This window comes from Paenibacillus sp. SN-8-1 (genome assembly GCF_050995535.1).
Lineage (GTDB): Bacteria > Bacillota > Bacilli > Paenibacillales > Paenibacillaceae > Fontibacillus.
Genome location: NZ_CP194782.1, coordinates 2,374,423 through 2,398,318, shown reverse-complemented (window position 1 = coordinate 2,398,318; position 23,896 = coordinate 2,374,423). Strand labels below are relative to the sequence as shown.

The 23,896-nt window shown below is 47.8% G+C and carries 23 protein-coding genes; 22 read left to right on the top strand and 1 reads right to left on the bottom strand.

All coding sequences use genetic code 11. From position 1 onward, the window contains the following. Positions 1-13 precede the first annotated feature (13 nt). The 20 genes from trpB (at position 14) to ACRRNK_RS11345 (ending at position 20,934) form a co-directional block, all read left to right on the top strand. Complete coding sequence (gene trpB / locus ACRRNK_RS11440; protein WP_433942881.1) at positions 14-1,207, top strand: tryptophan synthase subunit beta; 1,194 nt, start codon at positions 14-16, stop codon at positions 1,205-1,207. Next, the gene (trpA, locus tag ACRRNK_RS11435; RefSeq protein ID WP_433942880.1) at positions 1,204-2,016 is read left to right on the top strand and encodes a tryptophan synthase subunit alpha; all 813 of its coding nucleotides are present in this window, start codon (positions 1,204-1,206) and stop codon (positions 2,014-2,016) included. Before trpB ends, trpA begins: the two co-directional genes overlap by 4 nt. Positions 2,017-2,033: 17 nt before the next feature. After that, entirely contained in the window at positions 2,034-2,675 is a 642-nt protein-coding gene (locus tag ACRRNK_RS11430; protein ID WP_433942879.1) for a phosphoribosylanthranilate isomerase, read from the top strand. A gap of 23 nt (positions 2,676-2,698) precedes the next feature. Further along, the gene (locus ACRRNK_RS11425) at positions 2,699-3,754 is read left to right on the top strand and encodes a Gfo/Idh/MocA family oxidoreductase (protein WP_433942878.1); all 1,056 of its coding nucleotides are present in this window, start codon (positions 2,699-2,701) and stop codon (positions 3,752-3,754) included. Positions 3,755-3,758: 4 nt separating this feature from the next. Next, complete coding sequence (locus tag ACRRNK_RS11420; RefSeq protein WP_433942877.1) at positions 3,759-4,889, top strand: DegT/DnrJ/EryC1/StrS family aminotransferase; 1,131 nt, start codon at positions 3,759-3,761, stop codon at positions 4,887-4,889. Next, entirely contained in the window at positions 4,889-6,019 is a 1,131-nt protein-coding gene (locus ACRRNK_RS11415) for a DegT/DnrJ/EryC1/StrS family aminotransferase (protein WP_433942876.1), read from the top strand. Before ACRRNK_RS11420 ends, ACRRNK_RS11415 begins: the two co-directional genes overlap by 1 nt. Further along, positions 6,012-6,890, top strand: coding sequence for a sugar phosphate isomerase/epimerase family protein (locus tag ACRRNK_RS11410; RefSeq protein WP_433942875.1), 879 nt, complete (start codon positions 6,012-6,014; stop codon positions 6,888-6,890). The genes ACRRNK_RS11415 and ACRRNK_RS11410 overlap by 8 nt, the downstream gene beginning before the upstream one ends. After that, positions 6,887-8,206, top strand: a complete 1,320-nt coding sequence (locus tag ACRRNK_RS11405; protein WP_433942874.1) for a M20/M25/M40 family metallo-hydrolase — start codon at positions 6,887-6,889, stop codon at positions 8,204-8,206. The genes ACRRNK_RS11410 and ACRRNK_RS11405 overlap by 4 nt, the downstream gene beginning before the upstream one ends. Next, on the top strand, positions 8,199-9,314 hold the full coding sequence (locus tag ACRRNK_RS11400; protein ID WP_433942873.1) for an Ldh family oxidoreductase: 1,116 nt from the start codon (positions 8,199-8,201) through the stop codon (positions 9,312-9,314). The genes ACRRNK_RS11405 and ACRRNK_RS11400 overlap by 8 nt, the downstream gene beginning before the upstream one ends. A 28-nt stretch (positions 9,315-9,342) precedes the next feature. Continuing rightward, the gene (locus tag ACRRNK_RS11395; RefSeq protein WP_433942872.1) at positions 9,343-10,263 is read left to right on the top strand and encodes a Gfo/Idh/MocA family protein; all 921 of its coding nucleotides are present in this window, start codon (positions 9,343-9,345) and stop codon (positions 10,261-10,263) included. Then, on the top strand, positions 10,260-10,667 hold the full coding sequence (locus ACRRNK_RS11390; protein ID WP_433942871.1) for a DUF6917 domain-containing protein: 408 nt from the start codon (positions 10,260-10,262) through the stop codon (positions 10,665-10,667). Before ACRRNK_RS11395 ends, ACRRNK_RS11390 begins: the two co-directional genes overlap by 4 nt. 33 nt (positions 10,668-10,700) lie before the next feature. After that, positions 10,701-11,390: a B3/B4 domain-containing protein gene (locus ACRRNK_RS11385; RefSeq protein WP_433942870.1), complete on the top strand. Its 690-nt coding sequence runs from the start codon at positions 10,701-10,703 to the stop codon at positions 11,388-11,390. Between the two features lie 14 nt (positions 11,391-11,404). Beyond that, entirely contained in the window at positions 11,405-12,673 is a 1,269-nt protein-coding gene (locus ACRRNK_RS11380; protein WP_433942869.1) for an MDR family MFS transporter, read from the top strand. A 65-nt stretch (positions 12,674-12,738) separates the two neighbouring features. Next, a complete protein-coding gene (locus ACRRNK_RS11375) occupies positions 12,739-13,674 on the top strand; it encodes a DMT family transporter (protein ID WP_433942868.1) in 936 nt (311 codons plus the stop codon). 22 nt (positions 13,675-13,696) lie between these two features. Continuing rightward, a complete protein-coding gene (locus ACRRNK_RS11370; protein ID WP_433942867.1) occupies positions 13,697-14,956 on the top strand; it encodes an ATP-grasp domain-containing protein in 1,260 nt (419 codons plus the stop codon). A gap of 53 nt (positions 14,957-15,009) precedes the next feature. Next, positions 15,010-16,431: an ATP-grasp domain-containing protein gene (locus ACRRNK_RS11365; RefSeq protein WP_433942866.1), complete on the top strand. Its 1,422-nt coding sequence runs from the start codon at positions 15,010-15,012 to the stop codon at positions 16,429-16,431. 226 nt (positions 16,432-16,657) lie between these two features. Then, positions 16,658-17,389, top strand: coding sequence for a hypothetical protein (locus tag ACRRNK_RS11360; RefSeq protein ID WP_433946872.1), 732 nt, complete (start codon positions 16,658-16,660; stop codon positions 17,387-17,389). Between the two features lie 10 nt (positions 17,390-17,399). Beyond that, positions 17,400-19,088, top strand: a complete 1,689-nt coding sequence (locus tag ACRRNK_RS11355; RefSeq protein WP_433942865.1) for a VWA domain-containing protein — start codon at positions 17,400-17,402, stop codon at positions 19,086-19,088. A gap of 21 nt (positions 19,089-19,109) precedes the next feature. Continuing rightward, positions 19,110-20,249, top strand: a complete 1,140-nt coding sequence (locus tag ACRRNK_RS11350; RefSeq protein ID WP_433942864.1) for a toxic anion resistance protein — start codon at positions 19,110-19,112, stop codon at positions 20,247-20,249. 91 nt (positions 20,250-20,340) lie between these two features. After that, on the top strand, positions 20,341-20,934 hold the full coding sequence (locus tag ACRRNK_RS11345) for a DUF421 domain-containing protein (protein ID WP_433942863.1): 594 nt from the start codon (positions 20,341-20,343) through the stop codon (positions 20,932-20,934). A gap of 81 nt (positions 20,935-21,015) precedes the next feature. Here the strand turns inward: ACRRNK_RS11345 and ACRRNK_RS11340 are convergent, their stop codons facing one another. Then, positions 21,016-21,468 (bottom strand): ASCH domain-containing protein, encoded by a 453-nt coding sequence (locus ACRRNK_RS11340; RefSeq protein WP_433946871.1) that lies wholly within the window; start codon positions 21,466-21,468, stop codon positions 21,016-21,018. 171 nt (positions 21,469-21,639) lie between these two features. Between ACRRNK_RS11340 and ACRRNK_RS11335 the strand changes: the two genes are divergently transcribed. Next, complete coding sequence (locus ACRRNK_RS11335; protein ID WP_433942862.1) at positions 21,640-22,821, top strand: MFS transporter; 1,182 nt, start codon at positions 21,640-21,642, stop codon at positions 22,819-22,821. 56 nt (positions 22,822-22,877) lie between these two features. Beyond that, complete coding sequence (locus ACRRNK_RS11330) at positions 22,878-23,885, top strand: NAD(P)-dependent alcohol dehydrogenase (protein WP_433942861.1); 1,008 nt, start codon at positions 22,878-22,880, stop codon at positions 23,883-23,885. Positions 23,886-23,896: the final 11 nt, after the last annotated feature.

Below are 23,896 nucleotides of genomic sequence, written 5' to 3'. Positions count from 1 at the left end.
GCAGCTGATCAATATGGATGGATTTTTTGGACAATATGGCGGGGCGTACGTGGCGGAGACATTGATTCGTAATCTTGAAGAACTATACAGGGAATACGAGAGAATTAAGGATGAGGAAGACTTCCGGGAAGAAATATCCGAGCTTCTAAAAAACTTTGTAGGCAGGCCTACGCCGATCTCCCCGCTTCACCGCATTACCGCTGAGCTTGGCGGAGCCAAGATCTATCTCAAACGTGAAGATTTAACGCATACCGGAGCCCACAAGATTAACAATGCGCTGGCTCAAGCGATTCTCGCCAAGCGAATGGGCAAAACGCGTATCGTGGCCGAGACAGGAGCGGGACAGCACGGAGTAGCTGTGGCAACAGCCTGCAGTCTGCTTGGACTTACCTGTGTCGTGTATATGGGAGCTGTGGATGCCGAGCGCCAGGCACCTAATGTCCAGCGGATGAAGCTGCTTGGTGCAGAACTTCATCTGGTCCATAGCGGGCAAAAGACATTAAAGGATGCTATCAGTGAAGCAATACGTGACTGGATCACCAATGTTGAAGATACACATTACTTGCTCGGTTCAGCCGTAGGGCCGCATCCTTTCCCGAATATGGTCCGTGATTTCCAGTCTGTGATCGGGGAAGAAGCCAGAGAACAAATTCTCGAGACAGAAGGTAGATTGCCGGATTATGTAATTGCCTGTGTTGGCGGTGGAAGCAACTCGATCGGGATGTTTGGTGCATTCCTGAATGATGCCGAGGTCAAGCTTGTCGGAGTACAAGCTGCCGGTGAAGGTCTTGATTCAGGCAAGCACGCTTCCCCGCTGCTAAAAGGAACCCACGGTATTATCCAAGGCAGTCTGACCTATATGCTCCAGGATGAAGACGGACAAATTCTCGAAACACATAGTATTGCACCGGGGCTGGATTATCCGGGAGCTGGTCCACAGCACAGCTATCTTAAGGATACTGGAAGAGTGGAGTATACCTCGGTGAATGACCGTGAAGCCTTGTTGGCCTTTGAGGAATTGTGCCGGAAGGAAGGCATTCTCCCTGCATTAGAGTCCTCCCATGCCGTGGCCTATGCACTTAAGCTGGTAAGCCAATTACCCAAAGATGCTATTGTGCTCGTTAATCTATCCGGCCGGGGTGACAAGGACCTGAGTCAGGCGATTGCCGCGCTGGATCAACTCAAGAACTCGGAGGTGCTGGTATGAGCCGTATTGATCAGATGTTCGCCCGCCTGCGGGAGCAAGGGGAATGTGCATTAATCCCTTATATTCCTGTTGGATACCCGACTGCGGAAGGATCGGAATCTCTCATCCGCACTATTGCTGAATCCGGGGCAGACCTTATTGAGCTTGGTGTGCCTTACGCTGATCCATTGGCCGATGGCCCAACCATCCAGGAGGCTAGCTTAGCCGCTGTATCCAATGGAATCAATCTTAAGTCATGTATTTCTATGGTGCGTACACTTCGGGACAAGGGTCTTGAGACTCCTATTGTTCTAATGGGGTACTGTAATTCTTTTCTCGCTTACGGACTGGACAAGCTGGCTGATGATGCCAAGGAAGCCGGTATAGACGGATTCATCATTCCGGACTTGCCATCCACCATGGCGAAGCCTTATGTGGAAATTTTCGAAGCGAGAGGGCTTCAAAACATCTTCTTCCTGGCTCCGACAACGAGTGAAGCGAGAGAGGCCGCGGTTGTGGAGCAAGGACAAGGCTTCTTATACTGCATATCTGTTACGGGGGTAACGGGAGAGAGAAAGTCTCTGCCTGCAGAGCTGCGGAACTTCATTCATCAAGCCAGACAGGTCACTGAGCTGCCGCTTGCGGTTGGTTTCGGAATTTCCAATGAGGATCATGTTCGTGAGGTCAGTGAGTATGCGGATGGAGCAATCGTTGGAAGTGCCTTAATTAATGTCATCAAGCACTCGGAATCTCATGAGGTCGAGGCCAAGGTAGGGGAGTTCATCCGAGCATTGAAGCAAGCCACAAGAAAAGCAGCAACTCCTATTTAATGAAGAAGGAGAATCCAATGATTCGAGTCAAAATATGCGGTTTGACCAGCAAGGAGTCGGCCTGGGCTGCGGTCCAGGCGGGAGCTGATGCGGTAGGATTTGTATTTGCAGAAGGAAGACGCAAGATCAATCCAGAGCTCGCAAGAGAGATTATTCGTTCACTTCCCCCATATATCACGACTACAGGTGTTTTCGTAAATGAAGAGCTGAATCAGGTCAATCATATTGCGGAATTTTGCCGGTTGGATCTTCTCCAGCTGCATGGTGACGAATCACCTGATTATTGCAGGGATGCCGCCCGTCCTGTTGTCAAGACGATTCATATGGGTGCCGGAGTTGATGATCATGAAGACGCCCTGAATAAGTACGAGGAAGTGGTTCGGGGATTATTACTGGACACATATGTAGCTGGATCAACTGGTGGAACAGGGAAGACATTCCCATGGGAATATGTACAGAAGATGCGTATTAGAACACCCATCATTCTCGCTGGAGGACTTCACGCCGGAAATGTAGCGGAGGCAATTCGTCTCACTCAGCCATTTTCTGTAGATGTAAGCAGTGGGGTGGAGACGAATGGACTGAAGGACCCGGCCAAAATGCAAGAATTCGTTCAGGCCGTCCGGAGCTGTCAATTGGCCATAGGGGACCCGCACTAATACGTATAAAAGGAGGTTCGTCCATGCTGCAATCTTTGATTATCGGATTTGGAAGAGCGGGAAAAGGTCTCCATTACCACTGTCTCCGTAAAGCTTATCAAACGGGAAGTCATACGAGCCTTTTCAACCCTCAAATAGGAGTCGTAGATCCCAATTTCGATCACCTCGGCATGAGCCATTCCAAGTTGACGGGATTCTCAAGTCTGGCAGAGGTGGAGGGATTTGAACCGGAGAGTACCGTCGTGCATATCTGTACACCACCAGAACTTCATACTGATTCTCTTCTTGAAGTGGTTAAGCAGGGTTACCGCAAAATTATAATGGAAAAGCCATTGACGACAACCGAGAAAGAGCTGCACGTCATTCGCGGTATTCAGGATAAATATGGATGTGAAGTGCTGGTGGTCGCTAATTGGTTGTCGAGTTCCTTAACCAGGAACATCCATGCATTGATTAAATCCAATATATTTGGCCCGCTGCGCTATCTGACGGCGGAACAGAATAAATCCCGCTTATCCCGTACTTTGGCTAATCCCAGCCACCATAATGCCTTTGACGTTGAGATCCCGCATCTGGTCGCTTTGGCATTGCTGCTTGGTGGAACGAAAGCGAGCATTAAGGAGTCCGAGGTCAAGGATATGCTCTTCGGGGACCATGTCATTCCGAATATGGGCATGGCCAAGCTGACCCTGCATCAGGAACAAGGTGTAATCTCACGCCTTAGCTCTAACTTGGCTACGCCAGTACGCAAGCGTAGAATTCAACTTAATTTTGACAGCCATGTGATCTTTGGCTACTACCCTTCGGCTCAGGATGACAGCCATGCCTGGCTGGAAATCTGTGATGGGAATGGACGTCTGCTGGATGAACAGATTCTGCATGACGATCCTCTGTCGGCGGTATTTATCGAGTATTATCAGTACTTTGCAGGTATCGGAGAGAAGCCGGTAAGTGATCTGGATTTCAATGCCAAGGTGGTTACGTTAATATGCGAGGCTAAGAAATTATGCGGCCTTTTGACGGAGGAAATGGAGCCTTCAAATACAAGACAGACTTACAATATGGTCAATATGGGGTGAGCGAATGAGTGTAGCTTTTTTCTCGGGGGCTGAATCTTTCAAGCAGCAGTGGCCCCTGATCTCAGATAAATTGGATGAAATCCTGGATGAAGGGAGGTTCACCAATGGTCCGGCGGTTCAAGAGCTGGAGCGGACACTTGAGGTTTTTACCGGGGCTAAGCACTGTGTTGCTGTCGGAAATGCGACCGATGCCTTGATTATTATGCTGCGTGCTGCGGGAATCGGCACAGGGGATGAAGTCATCGTGCCTTGTTATTCGTTCTTCGCTTCCGCTTCCAGTATCGCCCATGTAGGCGCTACACCGGTCTTCTGTGATATTAATCCTGCAACTTACATGATCGATGCGGAGCAGATTGAGCAGTTAATTACATCCCGCACTAAGGCTATTATGCCCGTTCATTTATTCACGCATATGGCAGATATGAAACGGATCAATCAGATTGCACGGAAGCACAATCTGCTAGTGCTGGAGGATAGCGCAGAGGCGATCAGTATGTTTCATGAAGGAAGACACGCCGGTCTGATCGGCGATGCGGGTGTTATTTCATTCTTCCCTACCAAAACTTTGGGGGCCATCGGTGATGCCGGATTGATTCTGACGAACGATGATTCGATAGCTCTTGAGGCAAAGCGGCTGAGAATTCACGGACAGGACGAAGGAGTTCCATATATTCATCAATCAGTCGGCTATAACAGCCGCATGGATGATATTCAGGCTGCGGTTCTGCTCGTCAGACTTCAATTCTTACAGCGGGAGATCGCCCGGCGAGCCCATTTGGCGACCTGCTATAACTCGATGTTGGCCGACATTCCACAGGTAAGTACACCAATAATTGAGAGACGCTCTAATCAAGCCGAGAACGCTGTGTATTATGTGTACCTGATTGAAACCGAAGAGCGGGACGGACTGGTAGCCCATCTGAATTCCCAAGGAATTGGAACCGAGGTGTATTACCCTCATCCCCTGCATCTTCAACCTTGCTTCTCCCATCTAAATTATCAGCAAGGGGACATGCCAGCGGCTGAACGAGCTGCTCAAAGAGCGGTTGGACTTCCGCTTTATCCGGATTTGACTGAAGAGCAAGTCAGTGAGGTATGCGGACAAATTCGTCATTTTTTTGAGAGGGGGGTGTAATGATGAAGATTCCTTTCTTCAACTATGCTGACCGGTATGAGGAAGACCGGGAGAAGATTAAGGAAATCGTCTATAACGTAGGAACCTCGGATAATTTCATTCTAAAAGAGCGGGTGATCGAGTTCGAGGAAGCGATAGGCAGTTACACAGGGGCCAAGCATGTAATTGCAGTTGCAAATGGTACAACCGCCCTTACCATTCTGCTCAAAGCCATGGGTGTGGGGCCAGGGGTAGAGGTCCTTACCCCAGCTTTCTCATTCATCTCCACGGCTAGTTCCATTGCTCTGCTCGGAGGTACTCCCGTATTTGTAGACGTGGATCCGGCTACAGGAATGATGGACCCGCACGATCTGAAGAGACGAATTACCCCGGCAAGCAAGGTTGTAATTCCAACGCATCTATTCTCTGTTATGGCGGATATGAAAGCCATTAATGATATTGCCAGAGAGCATAATCTGATCGTCCTTGAGGATAGTGCCGTAGCACTGGGGGCACGGCAAAACGGTGCCATGGCTGGCCTGCTAGGTGATGCCGGTCTGTATTCTTTCTTCCCGGCGAAGCCACTGGGTGGGATTGGCGATGGTGCGGTGATTGTAACGGATCATGATGATTTTGGCCGAATCAGCCGGATGCTGCGTAACCATGGACAGGACGGGATTACGCGATTCTATCATCATATGCTCGGTTACAACAATCGGATGGATGAGACAGTCGCAAGTTATCTGACACACAAGCTTGAGCGATACGACCATTTGCTGAACCGCCGTCGTGAGATTGCCTCAGCATATAATGAAGCCTTTGGTGGTCTAGCCCCGATGATCCAAGTGGCTACAGATGCACATGAGGAGAGGGTTTACTACACTTATGTGCTGCAAGCTGAGAAAAGAGACGAGCTTCGCTCGCATCTTCAGTCACGCGGAATCGAGACACAGATCTATTATCCATTGGCTCTGCCTCTTCAGCCTGCCTTTGCCCATTTGGGACATAAGCCTGGAGATTTCCCGAATGCGGAAGCTATTACCGGCAGATCTCTGGCTCTGCCGCTCTATGCTGAAATGCCGGATGATCAGGTGCAGGACGTCATAAGGGCTGTAACCGAATTTTACGCTGAGGTTAAGATTCATGTCTAATCCGTGGGGGATCAAGCTGTCGGGACTAAGTGATGAAGCTGGGCCAGAGCTTGCGGATCAGATTGAAGCCCATAAGGAACTCGGCTGGAGTGAGATCGAACTTCGTACCGTGAAAGGGCAGGCCTTGGGGGACTGGGATTCCGAGCTGTTCAATCAGGTCCGCAGCGGAATCTCGGACGCTGCTCTGAAAGTCACTGCGGTAGCTTCTCGAATCGCGAACTGGGAGAGACCTATTACAAGTGATTTTGAGCAGGATTTGGAAGAGCTGAGGAGGATATCAGAACGTATGCGGCTTCTTGGGGCTAAATACGTGAGAATCATGTCTTACCCTAATGATGGATTACCTGAAGCAGAGTGGCGGGAGCGTGTATTCGATCGTATCCATAGACTTACGGAAATAGCCCGCGAAGCGGATATCGTTCTACTGCACGAGAACTGCTCAGGATGGGCCGGGACTCTTCCGGAACGCGCAGTGGAGCTTATAGAAGAAGTCAACAGTCCACACCTGCGCCTGCTGTTCGACACAGGCAATGGTATTGCCTATCGTTATAATGCCTTCGATTACTTGATACGGGTCTGGCCTTATGTGGAGCATGTCCATATCAAGGACGGAATTATGCGGGAAGGCAAGGAAGTCTATACCCTTCCGGGTGAAGGCGATTCCAGAGTGAAAGAGAGCCTGATCTGGCTTCTGGAGCACAATTACAATGGAATCTTATCCATTGAACCTCATCTTCATCTGATCCCACATTTACGGCTAAACCAGAATTCGGGTAGCTATAAAGACTCCTATATTGCGTACGGGCAAAGGCTGGAGAAGCTTCTTGAAGAAATCGGAGTGAGCGGAGAGAAGGTGAAGACACAGGCATGACTTCTCTTTTTACAGATAAGTATTCCGATTTGCTGTTGAGGCTGCTTCAGATCAATACGATCTCACCTATGGAGACAGGGCTTCCTTCTTGTCTAGGGCAGGCCCAGTCGGAATATGCCATATTCGCTTATGAACAGCTAGGTTCAGAGATGCTGTACAATCAATCGCCCGATTGCAAAGTTTTGGAGAGCGAAGATGTACCCCTTAGCGTGCGGGAACGTGCTGCCGATATGGGCTCTGAATTCTGGATTTCACAGCCTAATCTTGTACTTAGGTGGGGAGCTAAGAGAGCGGCCAGTGATACCTTGATGTTCAATTTCCATATGGATACTGTGGATGGGAATGTTCCGGTCTCTTATGAAGGGGGCCGATTCACAGGCCGGGGAGCAGTAGACATGAAGGGGCCTGGCGTTGCCTTGCTTGCGGGTATTGAGGCTGCGCTAAGGGATAACCCCGAATGGACGGATGAATGTACGCTGCTGCTCCAATGTGTGTCCGGGGAAGAGGGCGGAGCCATGGGGGTATATGGCACGAAGCTTCTGGCAGATAAAGGCTATCTGGGCAGCTTGAATATATTTGCCGAGCCCTCGGGAGGCGTCTTCTTCGACCGGTCCACAACTTCAATGACCGCGCGGATTGAGGTGCTGGGTCAGGACTCTACCGACGATGCTCCAGAGTCCGGGCATAATGCCACCCTGCTTCTAGGTTATCTTGCCTCACAATTGCTAGCCAGGTTGTCTGTCCCAGTTGAATCTATAGGGGGCAAGATGTGCCTTGCCGGTATTCATACCGGGTCCATGCATAACAAGGTTTATGGTTCAGGACGGCTGCTGTTGAATTTCGCCTATCATTCGGCTGAAGGCGGACAGCAAATATGTCTTCTCTTAGAAGAAGAAATGGAGAATCTGCTGAGCGAGTTCTCACTGCTCTATCATGATTTGCCCCTGGCTCGTTATACAGCCGGATCCGCAGCTGAGATATGCAAGCTAACTTGGGTGAAGCAGGGGCTTCCCGTTCTGAATAATCGGCACACGCAGTGGGAGAAAAGTCTGACAGAGATCGGGTGGGTTCGCAATCCGGAAGATCAGCTCCATCAGGCCTTCACCTGTGATGCCATGTGGGCTCAGCGTCCAGGAACCTACACCATTGTATATGGACCTGGAGGTCTGGGCAGCCACAATGCTCATGCGGAAGGTGAATATATCACACTCGAAGAGCTGGAGCGCTATGCGGCAGATATTCGTGATCTGATGGCAGCTTTCTATGCCGCGCGAAGAAAAATGAATCGATTGGAAGTGGTCAGTAGACATGGTTAACCAAATAAAAGTGAAGAAAGACCGTCTGCATGAGTTCGTTACAAATATATTCAAAGCCTGTGGAGTTGACGCGGATAGCAGCCGAATGTCCGCGGATGTGCTGTGTTATGCCGATGAGAATGGCTTCGACACGCACGGGGTCACCAACCTGGAAAGGATCTATGTATCTCGGCTGCTGGATGGCCGGGTGAATCCGTCCGCGGAGCAGAAGGTGATCGCTGAATCCCTCGGCACTGCTGTGATTGATGCCAATCATGGACTGGGCTTGTCTGCTGGAGTCAGAGCCATGGAACTGGCCATTGAGAAAGCGAAGAAGACGGGGATCGGTTGCGTGGTAGTACGCAATTCTTCCCACTTCGGTAGTGCTGGATATTATACCGGACAAGCCTTGCAAGCGGGAATGATTGGCATGGCTATGACCAATCTTGGAACCCAGACCATTGCAAGACCGCTGAACGGAAAGGTTAACATGCTGGGTACCAATCCGATTGCAGTCAGTGCACCAGCGGAGAATCTGCCTCCTTTTGTCCTGGACATGAGTACAACCGTAGTGGCTACTGGCAAGATCCGGGCTGCCGAGCGCAGAGGCGAATCGATCCCGGAGGGCTGGCTTGTAAATGATAACGGCGAGCCGGTAACAGATCCAAGCGCCTATGATCAGGGCACAGGACACTTGCAAATGCTCGGAGGTTCGCTGGCTACGGGTGGTGCCAAGGGCTACGGACTTGCCTTGATGGTGGATATTCTGTGCGGGGTACTATCCGGAGCGGATGTCGGTCCTGATCCAAGACTTCTTGAACCAGATCAGAGTGGAGCTGGTCAGGAAGACCAGAACATCGGACACTTCTTCCTCGCCATCCAGGTCGATGCCTTCCGTCCAAAGGAAGACTTCACTTCCCATATGGATCAGATGCTTCAGACTCTGCTGGACTGCCCACCGGTGTCCTCGGATAGAAAGGTCGTATACCCTGGATACCTGGAAGCTACCGGCCGGCAGGCTACGGACGAGGTAGCGATTGATCAAAGTGTATTTGAGCGGCTTGAACGATTGGGAGTAAAGATGAATGTTGGTTCACTGTCTTCTGGGGCAGAGGTTCACTCAGGGTGAAAGATACCAAATCGGGAGGGATCAATTCATGAATCTTCGAGTAGGAATAATCGGAATGGGCGTTATTTCCAAGTTTTATGTCCACGCCTTGCGGCACAAGCTGAGCAACCCAACGCTTACTGCCGTATGTGATTTGAGTGAAGAACGATTGAAGCCGTTCATGAATGACGGAATTCCTTGTTACCAGGATTATAAGGAGATGCTGAAGCGTGACGATATTGATGCAGTCATCATTAATGTGCCTAATGACAAGCATTTCGAGATCTGTCGCGATGCCCTGCTCATGGGCAAGCATGTCTGCTGTGAGAAGCCGATGACCATGAATATGGAAGAGGCGGATGAGTTAGTTCGTGTATCTGGCGAATCGGGGCGCACGATGTTCACGGCTTTTCACCGCAGGTATAACATTCACTTTGTCAATGCACTGAAGCAGCTCGAACCAGATGATGAGATCGTTAAAGTTACGGCCAGTTATTTGGAAAAGATTGAAGAGCATGCTGGGGATGACAAATGGTATTTGCAGCCTGATCGCTGCGGTGGTGGATGTATCGCCGATAACGGACCGAATGTTTATGATACGTTGGCCTTTTTTCTGGGACATCTAGAAGTAGTCTCTGCAGATATTTCGCGTAATGAGCATGGAGTGGATATCGAAGCCCGGGTTGAGCTCGTAACGGCTTCGGGTGTTCCCGTATCTGTTCATTTGGACTGGGCGTATCCACACGGAGAGCAGAAAGATGTCATCATTTATCTGAAGAGCGGCCGGGTTATTGAGGCAGATATGCTGGCAGGGTTCACAGAATTCAAATCCTCCCTATATCACGAGTATGAGGAGATCCTGCTGGATTTCGCCGCCAAAGCAGCTTCGGGGACATGCCATGGAGAAGACGGCAGAGACGCGGTAAGACTGGTTCGTGACACTTATCAAGTGGAGACCTTGAAAATATGAGTCTGCCTGCTAAACGGGTCGTTCAAGGCGCGTTCGCTGCCTTGCTGTTCCATAAGCAGGAAGAGCGCGGCATGCGTCTGATCGAGTTCGAGACACGCTGTGTTCAGCAAGGAGAAATCCATGAGATTGTAACGACCACTCATTCGGACAGTGTGGCTGGGGACCTGATTAATCGGGTTGGCTTCCTCGGTTTTGCCGAGATGAAATGTGGCGGGGTTATCGGCCGCGGAGATCCCGTGGTCGTTCATAACCAGGTGATAGGTCACGTTCTCGGCTTCGACGATTGTCATTTCCCGAACCACTATAATATCCTGATCTCAACGAAGGAGACCTTGACAGCGGAGGATCTGAATCTGGAAGTAGAAAGCTCCATCACATTTGGATCATTGATAAACAAGGAATGAACACAAATCGGTTACTTACACAGGAGGAAGGCAATGTACACTCAAATCAAAATGAGCCCCGAGGTAGCACAAAACCTGGAAGGGGTTAAGGTATATGGACTGCATCTTCAGCTCACTCCCAAGGATACCGGAGTTAAGGCTGACTATAAGAGTGAATGGGAGCAGATCCATGCGGCTTGGCGCGGGAAAAGCAAAGCTGAAGTAGCGGCGGTTCCAGCCATGGCGGCCTATCAGAACTTTTATCAGCAGATTGGCCTGAATCCCAAGAAGTACCCGCCTTCTGTACAGAATCTAATCCAGCGCTTCTTCATTAAGGATGAGCTGGACCGACTCCCTCTTATCCATCCCATTGTGGATGCTGTGAATGTAGCCGCGCTTCAGCACTTGATTCCACTTGGTGTCTTTGATGCTGAATGTGTAAGTGGAGATATTCATCTGACCTTCACCCAGGGTGGTGAGGAGTTTCAGGGATTAGGCGAGAGCGAACCGGAGTCCCTGCCTGAAGGACTGCTTGTGCTTGCAGATGACGAGAAGACCCTGTCCAGATTCTGCTATCGTGACAGCGAGGTGCAGAAAGTGACGGATGCGACTCAGCAGGTCTGGCTGCTCGGCTGTCAAGTTCCAGGTATAGATGAAGGAACGGTTACAGAAGCATTATCAGCGGGTCTTGAATATATTAGCCGAGCTTACCAGTGTGAGACAAGGCAAATCCATGCACGCTGAAAGGAGAGGCCTGAATGAGCGCCAGTAACAAGCAGCCTTCCATTTTAAAACGGTACGACCTGGCGATCTGGATTCGGATATTCGGCAATGCGCTAAATGCGATGACTACCTTCATCATCCGGCCATTCTTAGCCATCTACTTGTATGACAAGCTGGGCGGTTCTCTCGTCAGCGCCATGCTTGTCATTGGCCTACAGCCCTTTGCAGGTATGCTTACCGGCATATTCGGCGGCGGACTCAGTGACCGATTCGGACGCAAACCCGTGATGGTGATCGCGCTGCTCATTCAAATTTTAGGCTTGGGGGCATATACTCTCGCAGATAATGTATGGGCATTTGCGTTGATAACGGCCGTAATGGGGGTGGGTTCAGCTCTGTTTAACCCGGCTGCGAACGCCATGATCTCTGATGTGGTTGATGCCAAGCAGCAGACCGAGGTGTTCGCGCTGCTGCACACAGCGTCCAATGTCGGGGCAGCTTTCGGGCCGGTGATAGGGCTTCTCTTGTTCCAATGGAACAGCACATTAGTGTTCATTACGAATGCTGTGATTCTTCTGGCTTATCTGCTGCTCGTATTATGGAAAGTGCCTGAGTCCGTTAACCGGATTCATGTTGGGGCACACACGGAGCCTGTAATACGGACCTCGGGACATTGGCTAGATCATAAAGTTTTATATGGGATTACTTTACTGGCGATGCCAATCGGTATGATTTATGCGTTGGTTATTTCTATTCTGCCGTTTCATTTATCTGATCACTTTGAACATTCAGCAGATATTCTGGCGTCTCTTATGACGTTTAACGGGGTTATGGTCATCGCACTTCAGCTGTGGGTAACCAAGAAGACTCAGCTTATGCTGGCTTATCGTGTGATCGGACTCTCCTACGCCTTGTATGCGTTAGTAGCATTCGGATACGGCTGGTCCCGCTATGTCGCGCTTTTGTTTGTGATTGAATTTATCTTTTCTGTTGGTGAAATGTTGATTGGTCCGCAGCTGCAGAATGAGATATCGGGCATGGCTCCTGAAGGGAAGAGAGGATTCTACTTCGCGATCTTCGGACTACATCTGCAATTGCCGCTAGCCCTTGGTCCTGTTCTTGGAGGAATGGTCTACTCGGCTTGGAATGGGACTATTATGTTCATGCTTCTTGGAATCTTATTTATGCTTACGGGAGCAGCCCAGGTTATCCTGCTCAGGTGGCTGAGAAAACAGAAGCAGGCGGTCTCGAAGCAAGATATATCTCACCTGAATCTTAGAAATGAGGAAAGTTTCTCAACTTAACCCCATATACAAGGGAGAGGTTAGAAGTTACAGAGCAGTACGTCAATTGAGGGGTGGGAACCAGGATGAGAGGCAGCTTCAAAGCTTACATGGCGATGACCTTCGCCATGTTCACTGTCGGTAGTTCCATCGTAGTGGGCAAATGGGTGACGCTGACTTTTCCTGTGTTTCTCGCTTCTCTATTAAGATTTGGACTGGCATCCGTGCTTCTGATCTTACTTCTGCTAACTTTCGAGGGCATGCCCAAGATTACGGGCCGAGAGCTTCTTCTCTTATTATTGCAATCGTTAACCGGGATCTTCTTATTCAATATTTGTCTCTTGATTGGCCTTAGATGGACTCCGGCTGTTGAGGGTGGGATTATTACCAGCACCACACCGCTTGTGATCTCCGTGCTGTCGGTAATCCTGTTCAAAGACAAAATTCCGGTTAGAGCGTGGTCAGGTGTGCTTCTTGCTGTCATCGGCATAGCGGTCATTCGACTGCTGGAGGTTCCTGCGTCATCGACTGAGTCAGGAGGCTTCTCCTCGCAAGGCTATGCACTGCTAGGTATAGCGGTAGTCAGTGAAGCCCTTTTTACGCTCATTGGGAAAAGACTGTCAGGCAGACTGTCCCCGTTAGCAATAACAACCTACGTAACCATTTGGGGATTTATTCTGTTTCTGCCGGTTGGTCTCTATCAGGCGGCATCGTTTGATTTCAGCATCCCTTCCATAGGGGATTGGCTTTGTCTTGTCTATTTGGCTGTCGTCGTAACCGTAATCGGCTTTGCGCTTTGGTATTACGGCGTTTCGGCGGTATCCACAAGCACTTCCGCTTCTTTTACAGGAATTATTGCTGTGTCTTCGCTTATTCTATCAAGCATGCTGCTGCATGAACCGATGGGCTGGAATCATCTGATCGGCATGACGATCGTAGTGGGTGCGATTATCTTGTCTGCCCGGTCAGAGAGACAACCGACACTCGCTTATCAACCCTATGAGAAATGGAAGACTAACTAATCAGATAAACGGAGGTTTCTACATGAAGGAAGGCAAAGTAATCGTTGTCATTCACCGCTTCGGGGACTATATCTTTGGAGGTTTTGTTAATTACGCAAATGTCATTGATCACAGCTTGAATCGGGTCGTGTATCTGGTCAATGCCAGAGGACATCAGGATATAAGTGCTTATAGGGAGCAGGCGGCAGGCGTTCATGAGCTGTCTGATATTGAAGATTATCCGGCACTGGAAGCCGCGATGAAGAGTATAGTGGATGAGTATGGTCAGGTAGATCATCTATTCGCAATGTCTGAATTTGACCAGATTAACGCGGCCAAGCTGAGATCGAGGTTCAACATTCCTGGCACTTCCGAAGAGAAGATCTCCTTGTATCGCGATAAAATCGTGATGAAGAAGCGGATTCAGAGCGACGGACTGCGGATTCCCAAGTTTTTGGACTACCAGACATCGGCCGATGCCATATCCTTTGCGGAAGAAACCGGCTATCCAGTTATCCTTAAGCCTAGGCTCGGCGCTGCGAGTCAGGGTGTGAGTAAAGCTAATAACCGTGCGGAGCTTGAGGAAATTCTCGCTGCTATCGAAGCAGCAGATGAATCGGAGAGCTTCCAATGTGAAGAGTTCGTCACGGGTCCTATCTTCCATATCGATGGATTAATTCAGAACGGTGAACTGCAATTTATAGCTATTTCCCAATATGTGAATGGTTGCCTTGCCTTTTCTCAAGGTATGCCCAATGGTTCATTTATTGTGACGGACAGGCATGATTTGAAGAATCGTCTGACAAGCTTTACAGAACAGGTTCTAGGGTCCTTGGAACTCCGGAGCGGGTGCTTTCATCTGGAGGTTATTGACCGGAACGGAGAGGAAGCGGTGTTCCTTGAAATCGGTGCGCGGATGGGAGGAGCAGAGACGCCGTTCCTTACGCTGGAATTATTCGGGGTTAATCTGTGCGAAGAATGGATCCGAATTGAGCTGGGGACTTTCGAGAAATTAACGATTCCTGAGACGGGGGTTCATGGCGGCCTGCTGCAGTTCCCTGAACCACCTTGCGTTCCTGCAGAGGTCGTTCATGTGACGAGTATTAGAGACTTGATCCCGGAGATCTTCCATGAGCAAATTCCAGAGCCTGGTGAAATTATGGACGGACAAGGCTCCTATTATCATATCAGCGGCAGATACATGTTCCGGGGAAATAGCGAAGCTGAGGTTGAGGCAGCTATTCATAAAGCGATTGAATTATTTCATATCGAGGCCAAGCCTCTAGAGCCTTCAGCCGTGTAATTCTTTGATCATTCGTTCAGGATCATATACCTAAATGGAGGAGAGACCCTCTTATGAAAAATATACTGCTTGTCAGTGATCTGGGTGGATTCCCGCCATCTCTGCAATCACTAGCTGAAATCGCCAATGTGTATGTATATATTCCGCGTCCCAGCGCCGTGACCAGCCGGTATATGTCCACCATTAACCGGTATGCAACGGGAATTGTGAAAGAACTCTCTGCACATGTGGCCGGCGGGTATGAGCATCCCGAATGGGTGACTTTTACCGGAGCTGACGCCTATACGCTTTCGGAGGATGAAGTCGTGGACCAAATCATTCGGTATGCCCGTATGTTTGAGGCGGATGCCATAATGTTCGGCGGGGCAGAGAACATGGTTCTGTCCGTGGCGAAGGCTGCTGAAGCTCTCGGGCTTCGTTCAGCAGGTGTACATGCCGCACGCCGGGCCCGAAATAAATATTCGATGAGGGAGAAATTTCGAAGTGCAGACGTTCCCTCGCCAGATTTTCGTGCGATCTATTCAGAAGGGGACATGTTAGCCGCTGTAAATGAACTAGGTTATCCATTAGTTCTCAAGCCGACTTATTTGGCTTGCTCCATTGGGGTGACCCTGCTGGATGGGTCTAGAAGCCCGGTAGAAGTGTTCCGTGAAGTCCAGCGGGATATTCAGGAGAACACGGGTGATTCGCTGCTGTTCAGTGAAGAGTGCTTATTTCTGGTAGAGCAATATATGGAAGGCTGCAATGCCGATTGGTATGCGGATGATCTGTATGCGGACTATGTCTCTGTAGAAGGAATGATGGTGAATGGAGTATATCGTCCGGTAGCCATCACGGATAAGACACCTATGCTTTCCTCATTTACAGAGACTTCGCATCTAGTCCCGAGTGTACTGGATAACGAAGCACAGAACATCATAGTGGAGGCTTGCCGTAAGGCAAATGAAAGCCTTGGGCTTGAGAATTGCCCCACACATACAGAAGTCAAGCTGATGAAGAACAGGCAGGTAGGGATTATCGAAACGGCAGCACGCTTCGGCGGATGGAATATCATTCCGCAGATTAATGATGTGTATGGACTTGATATGACCAGAGTATGGGCTGAAGTGCTGCTGGGTGGGAGCTCACAGGAACTGCCGGACCATTTACTGCAATCCTCGCATAAAGCTCGCTGTAATATGCGGATTTATTTAGAGGACAACCCCTTGGATCCCGCGCTTAAATACCGATATTCTGGTTATGAGAAGCTGGATCATCTATTAGAAGATGGTACCTTTATCCATACGGAGACTGAAATTCCGCGCGGAGCGCTGGTCAGCAGCAATCCCCACCTGAATGCTATGAGCTTTGTATCCACTTTGGATATGGAGGGCTCACATTCACGGGACTTGGCTCAGTCGGTATCGAACATACGAAATGGGGTTCAGTTAAAAGTCACAGAGATTGAAGGACAGAAGGTCGAGGTCAAAGTATAGAACTTATTTAATAAAATAAAATAGTAGAACCGGATGCTAGGTTACGATTTACAAAACGCATCCGGTTTTGTGTGTCCTCGGTAATTCGAGGACTCTTTCTTATTTTATTTCGATCTCAGCCAGAGTTCCTCACTAAACGGTTAACATGTGGTACAATTTTCCTGTGGGCTAAGGTATTTATTCACTGAATTCCTGGTGGTGGCAGAGGAGGTTATAGTTATTGAGTATGACTAAGTACATAAAGCTATTAGGAATAGTACTGGGAGTAATAGGTCTGAATATCATTGTGCTGTCTCCCGGATTCATAGGGCTTGAGATCGGTGGAAGCGCGTTGTCTACTGCACTTGGGATAACTTTACTGGTCGGAAGTGCCCTTGTCCTACTATATGGGAGTTATAATTTACTATTCAGACAGTCTGCTCCGTTACCTGCATTACAGATCAGGACACACGAAGATTACGTAGAAGCTTTAAGTCATTTCCGCCGTGTCAAACCCCTTCAAGCTGATATAAATCTGGTCTTGGAGCAGATGGAACGAATCAGGAAGAAGAAGGATACGTTGTTTAGTGTTCTTGACCAAAGGTTCGATCAGGAGGAGCTTAGCTACAAGAAGTTCGCTTCCGTGACGAATGAGGTAGAGAAGTTATTTTACCTGAATGTTAGAAGTGTTCTGAACAGACTTCGTGTATTTGATGAGTCCGAGTTCGAGCGTGTGATGAGCCAGAAAGTGACCAAACTCTCACCCGAGCTTCTTCAGGAGAAGACACACGTCTACAATGACTTCCTGATATTCATGCAGGATTCCCTGGAGACGAATGAAGAGATTCTCCTAAAGCTAGATAAGCTTCTACTGGAAATATCGCGGCTGGATAGTATTGATTTTGGGGAAATCGAGAATATGCCGTGTATGCAGGAGATCGATTCACTAATTAAGCAGACCAAATATTATAAACAGTGAGAGGTGTAGTATGGCAAAAAAGAGCAAGTTCTTTATGATCTCAGCGTTGATCTTAATCGTTGTATTCGCCCTGGTCTATTTCGGTATTAAATTAACCTCCAATATAGGTAAGACCGATACACAAGTGGCTTCCGAAGATGCATCCAAGGACTTAACCAAGCTGTATTCGAGCCTCACCGTTACGAAGGCTGAGCCAGTTAAGGGCCAGATTGACCTCAATCCGGCTGATATCGGCGAATCACTTCCGGATATCTCGAAATTCCCGATAACGGTGGACCATACCACAGATAACTTTGTGGAGATCTTCTCGTCAACGGAGAAATCAGGAACAGGCATCGATGGCTGGTTGAGTGAAGTAGCTTCTGATTTCAACAAAGCCAACATCACTATAGATGGGAAGCCCGCTTCGGTTAAGATTCGGAACATTGCCTCCGGGACAGCCACAGATTATATTAAGTCCGGTAAATATATTCCCGATGCCTTCACACCTTCAAATGAGCTTTGGGGGGAAATGGTAAAGTCAAGCGGTGTTAAGACTCAACTGGTTACGAAGCGCCTTGTTGGGAATGTCCCAGGCATTGTGATAGCCAAGTCTAAATATGACAGCCTGGTGAATAAATATGGTTCTGTCAATGTCAAAACCCTTACCGAAGCCATAGCCGGCAATGATTTCTCTATGGGCTATACAGATCCTTTCGCTAGTTCTACCGGCTTGAACTTCTTAGTTACCGCTCTGAATACTTTCGACAGCACTAACCTACTTGGAGATAAAGCGGTTAAAGGATTTGAGAAATTCCAGGCAAATGTGCCGTTTACAGCTTCTACCACAATTCAGATGCGTGAGGCGGCCAAATCGGGAAGGCTTGACGGGTTCGTGCTGGAATACCAGACCTATGTCAATGCAGAAGACTTGAAGAATGGCTATGTATTCACTCCTTTCGGAGTGAGGCACGACAGTCCGCTTTATGCTCTGGGTGATCTGTCCAAGAGCAAGCAGGATATTCTTAAGAAATTTGCGGAATTTGTTTCAGAAGAGAAGTATCAGAAAGCTGCGAAAGAGAAGGGATTCAATAATCTTGAGGACTACAAGTCGGAGCTGGGAGCTGTCGATGGTAATCTTCTGTCGCAAGCGCAACAGCTCTGGAAAGAGAAGAAGAACGGGAATAAGCCAATCGCTGCTGTTTTTGTAACAGATGTGTCTGGGAGTATGGGAGGAGAGCCGCTCAACAGGCTGAAAGAATCCTTGTTAAAGGGCCAGAAATATTTAGGAAAAGACAACAGCATTGGACTTGTCTCCTATTCAAACGACGTAACCATTAACCTGCCTATCGGGCGATATACTACGAACCAACAGTCTCTGTTCGTCGGTGCGGTGAACAGTCTCCAGGCAAGCGGGGGTACAGCCACTTTTGATGGAATCGTGGTAGCCCTTAAGATGCTGCAGGATGAGGTGGCAGCGCATCCGGATGTTAAACCTATCATCTTCGTGCTTAGTGATGGGGAGACCAATCAGGGCTATTCGCTGAATGACATCAAAGGAATTGTTGAAACGTATAAGATTCCTATCTATACCATTGGCTACAACGCTAATATTAAAGCACTTCAAAGTATTTCAAGCATTAACGAAGCGGCTAGCATAAATGCAGATACCGATGATGTTGTCTACAAGATTGGCAACTTGTTCAATGTACAAATGTAATACAAATAGAGGGGGATGAACATGTCGTTTTCACTGGAAGTAGCAAGTCCGGAAGAAATTAAGGCAGCAATAGAAGAGGAAGTTAAACCTGTACCTGAAGAGGTAGCGAAGCTTAAAGAGCTTGCGGATTCCAATGTGGCCGCTATTATGGAGCTTGATCTTGGATCACTGGAGAAGCGCAAAGAAATCCTGCAGTCCATTGATGCATTCGGTTTAAATACTATGAAAATGTCATCAGATAAAAACAACCTGCTGCAGGTATCCGTAGGGAAGTTGTCAAAAACGGGTGACGAAGGCGGCCAAGTGGCCAAAGGTCTAGCTGAACTGCATATGCAGCTTAAGGATTTGGATCCAAGCGTAATTGATTTTGCCAAACAAGGGATTCTGGGCATGTTCTTTAATCCGATACGAGCTTACTTTCTGAAGTTCCAAAAAGCGGATATCGTAATTGCGGACATCGTTACCTCTCTAGATAAGGGGAAAGCAACACTAAGAAATGACAACACTACGCTTGAGATCGAACAGCAGACGCTGCGTGACCTAACCAAGAAGCTGCAAAAAGAAATTGAACTGGGCAGCCTGATGGACGAAGCCATAGAAGCTCAAATTGAAGCAGCCAAAGCGCGGAATGAAGACCCTGACAAGATCCGTTTCATCACGGAAGAAGTACTGTTCCCTCTCCGCCAGAGGGTGATGGATTTACAGCAGATGCTAGTAGTTAACCAACAAGGGATTATGGCCATCGAAGTGATTATTCGGAACAACAAAGAGCTTATACGCGGGGTAGATCGAGCGAAGAATGTAACGATATCGGCACTGAAGATCTCTGTAACGGTTGCCAGTGCACTCTATAATCAGAAGATTGTCCTGAAGAAGATCGAACTCCTTAACCAAACCACGAATGAGCTAATCGCGGGCACTTCACGAATGCTGAAGAATCAGGGTGCAGAGATCCACAAGCAATCTTTAGAGACTAGTATTTCTGTAGATACATTGAAGCAAGCCTTCACAGATGTACTATCAGCTCTGGATTCGATCAGCAATTATAAGCAGGAAGCTCTGCCCAAAATGCGCGATACAATCAATCAGTTCCGGGAACTGGCTGATAGCGGAGAGTCTCAGATACAGCGACTTGAGAAAGGTCACAAGCTAGGGCTGTAGATAGATCATCCGATAAATAGACATCGTTCACATGGATGGGAAATCCCGCCAATGAGAATACTAACAATGATCATAATGTTGGAGGTATTCTATGTGGACTGTGTTTTGGAATGCGGTAGTACTTGCGTTAGCAGGCACTTTATTTCTTAGAGTAGCGGGGAGAAAATCTATCTCTGAAATGACGACTCCTCAGGTAACCATTTTACTGATGGTCGGAACTGTCCTTGGCTCAGAGATCGGAGGCAAAGGGCTGGGAGCTTCTGTATTTGGAACTTTAATTCTAATTGCCTTTCTGATCGGGTCTGAATGGTTGTCGCTGCACTCTAATCGTACAGAAAAGCTGCTTAAGGGCTTTGGGACACCTGTCATAGCTGAAGGGACAATGCTAACTGAGAACATGAAGAAGCTTAGAATATCGGTGGATGATCTTGAGAAGCGCCTGCGCTTGTTAGGAATCTCCCGGATCGAGGATGTCAAGACAGGAACAATTGAAGATAGCGGGCAGTTTGGGTATGAATTATTTCAGCATGCCAGGCCCGTAACGGTTGGGGATCTGGAACGAATATTAAAGGCCAATTTCCCTAATATCATTATTCCATCTGAGATCAGCGAAGAGAAAGAGACTATTTTTAGCGAAGTATTCAAGGAATCCGGCGACCCAGCTAATCCTAGATATTTGCAGTAAGCAGCAGAACGCAATTGATGTCAACATTGCAGCTAGAAATGTAACACGTGGAAACGCTTGGAGAAATTCCAAGCGTTTTATTTATTTTTTTACATCTACTAATTCAAAACGCTCACATACCAGCATCATATCTTCCGAATATTCAAGTCCTATATTACTTAACTCTTTAGTAAAGAATCGTTCGTGAGCATCTTTCCAATATTGATAAGTTCGATCTCTCTCACCCTCCGCAATAGCAAAATCCTCAGGGACCTCATTCATGGGCATGATGGTCACATCAGTTGTTTTGATGATCGCTACAGGTTCATCTTTACTGTTCAGAATAATGCTGTAATCTTCAACGGACGGCAATGGCTCGTTCTCAATTTCATAAAAAATGAGTCCTGAACAAGTGGCTGATTTGATACCGCTTATGACCAATTGGGCCAAATAATCTGGTTCAGCTCCGAATTGCCACGCACTTACTTTTTTGGGTTGCTCCTGACCTTGAGCTCTCCAAAATTCATTCCAATAGTTTTTCGAAGCTGTGTTCATTTTGTACTCCCCTTCTAAGATAATTAACATTTGTACTTCATTTGTTGATATATCAACAAATCGCGTTCTTTTAACCATTGAACGTTGTAATCATTCCCCTATAATAATAGACGGAAGTTGATTAAACAAATTATGTTTGTAGGGATTTAGGGAGTAGATAGGAGTGTTTGGTTGGCTAAACGTAATCATTTGATAATTTTAATCGTAACGCTTGGAGTCTTTGGTATTTTAAGCACCGAAATGGGAGTTATCGGGATATTGCCTTCGATTGCAGAACACTTTGGTGTTAGTATATCGAAAGCTGGATGGTTGGTAAGCTTTTTTGCCCTGGCCGTTGCTGTGTCCGGACCCATCTTGCCCTTATTGTTATCAGGTATTAACCGTAAGAAGGTTATGTTACTTGTACTAGGGGTATTCGTTCTGGGGAACTTGGTCTCCATTTTCATTAATAACTTCACGCTTGCTCTAGTGGCTCGTGTGATCCCGGCCCTATTTCATCCGGTTTATTGTTCGTTAGCTTTTACCGTTGCTGCTGGCTCGGTAAGTCAAGAAGAAGCACCAAAAGCGATTTCGAAAGTATTTATTGGCGTATCTGCTGGTATGGTCATCGGTGTACCTATCGCAAGCTTTATTGAAAGTACGTTGTCTTTACAAATGGCGATGGTCTGCTTTGCGGCTGTAAACTTGGTAGTTTTCTTGGCTACATTCCTGTTTGTGCCTTCAATGCCTGTTAAGGAAAGGCAATCTTACGGAGTACAATTAGCAATACTAGCAAAGCCAGTCACATGGATTTCCATTTCGGCAATCATATTGCTCAATTCAGCTATATTTGGCGTCTATAGTTACTTAGCTGAGTATCTGACAAAGGTTACGAATATATCAGCTAATGCGATTACTATAATGTTATTTTTATATGGTGGAGCTAATATAATTGGTAACGTAGTCTCGGGGAGATTACTTACTAATAATGCCATGAAATCCATCGTTACGTTTCCTTTGGTTACGGGAGCTGTGTACATCCTATTATTCTTTTTCGGGCAGTTTAGTATACCGATGGCCATCATTACATTAATCTGGGGTATTCTAGCTGGCATAGGGGCGAACATGAATCAATATTTGATGATGTCAGCGGCTCCTGAAGCGCCTGATTTCGCAAATGGATTATTTTTATCATCCTGTAATATTGGGACAACCCTTGGTGCGGCAGTAGGCGGGTTGTTTATATCCATAATGGGGACGCCATATGTTGTATTAGTGGGATTGCTATCGCTAGTAATAAGTTTTGCAACTATTTTACTAAGAAACGTCATGCTTACTCGTTCCCAGCTACTTTCAAGTTATAGAATTATGTGAAATTTAAACTCTTGTTAACACAAATCAACCATAAATTAATTCTAGGAGGTAAATATATGATTATTGCAAACGCACGTGCTGTATTTAGCCAGGAAGGACCGTTCAAACTAACCACAATAGAGCGCAGAGATTTAGAAGCCCATGATGTACTCATTGAGATTAAATACGCAGGGATTTGCCACTCTGATATCCATACCGCCCGCGGTGAGTGGGGACCGGTGAACTATCCTCTCGTACCTGGACATGAGATCGCAGGCATTGTCACGCAGGTTGGTTCCTCAGTCACAAAGTACGCAGTAGGAGACCGGGTAGGGGTAGGCTGTATGGTTGATTCCTGCGGGAAGTGCGTGAATTGCCATAACGGGGAAGAGCAGTACTGCCTTGAAGGTAATACGGGTACTTACGGAGCTATTGACAGATATGGCCACTATACACAAGGGGGTTATTCTACCCATATTGTTGTAACTGAAGATTTTGTGGTCAGAATTCCTGACGGCATTGAACTTGATGCCGCCGCTCCTCTGCTTTGTGCCGGGATTACAACGTATTCGCCGCTGAGTCATTGGGGAGCTGCGCCGGGCAAGAAGATTGCAGTTGTTGGACTAGGCGGGCTTGGACATATGGCTGTGAAGATTGCCCATGCCATGGGGGCGGAGGTTACTGTTCTATCTCAATCCCTGAAGAAGAAAGAAGACGGTTTGAAACTGGGCGCAGACCATTATTACGCCACGAGCGACCCAGAGACTTTCCGCACACTGGCTGGCTCATTCGATCTCATTTTAAATACAGTCAGCGCAAAAATTGATATAAGTGCATACCTTTCGCTGCTCGCTCTGGATGGTACTATGGTCAATGTCGGAGCGCCAGCTGAGCCTTTGTCAGTTAACGTATTCTCACTGATTGGTCATCGCCGGTCGTTCGCTGGTTCGATGATCGGAGGAATTCGCGAGACTCAGGAAATGCTTGTTTCCGCTAACCAGATTGACGAAGCATGGGAGCGCGTATTGGCTTTAGATGTACGGTATCGGTTTGTCATCAACATCAGCACGATGGAGAATGAATAACGAGTTATCTA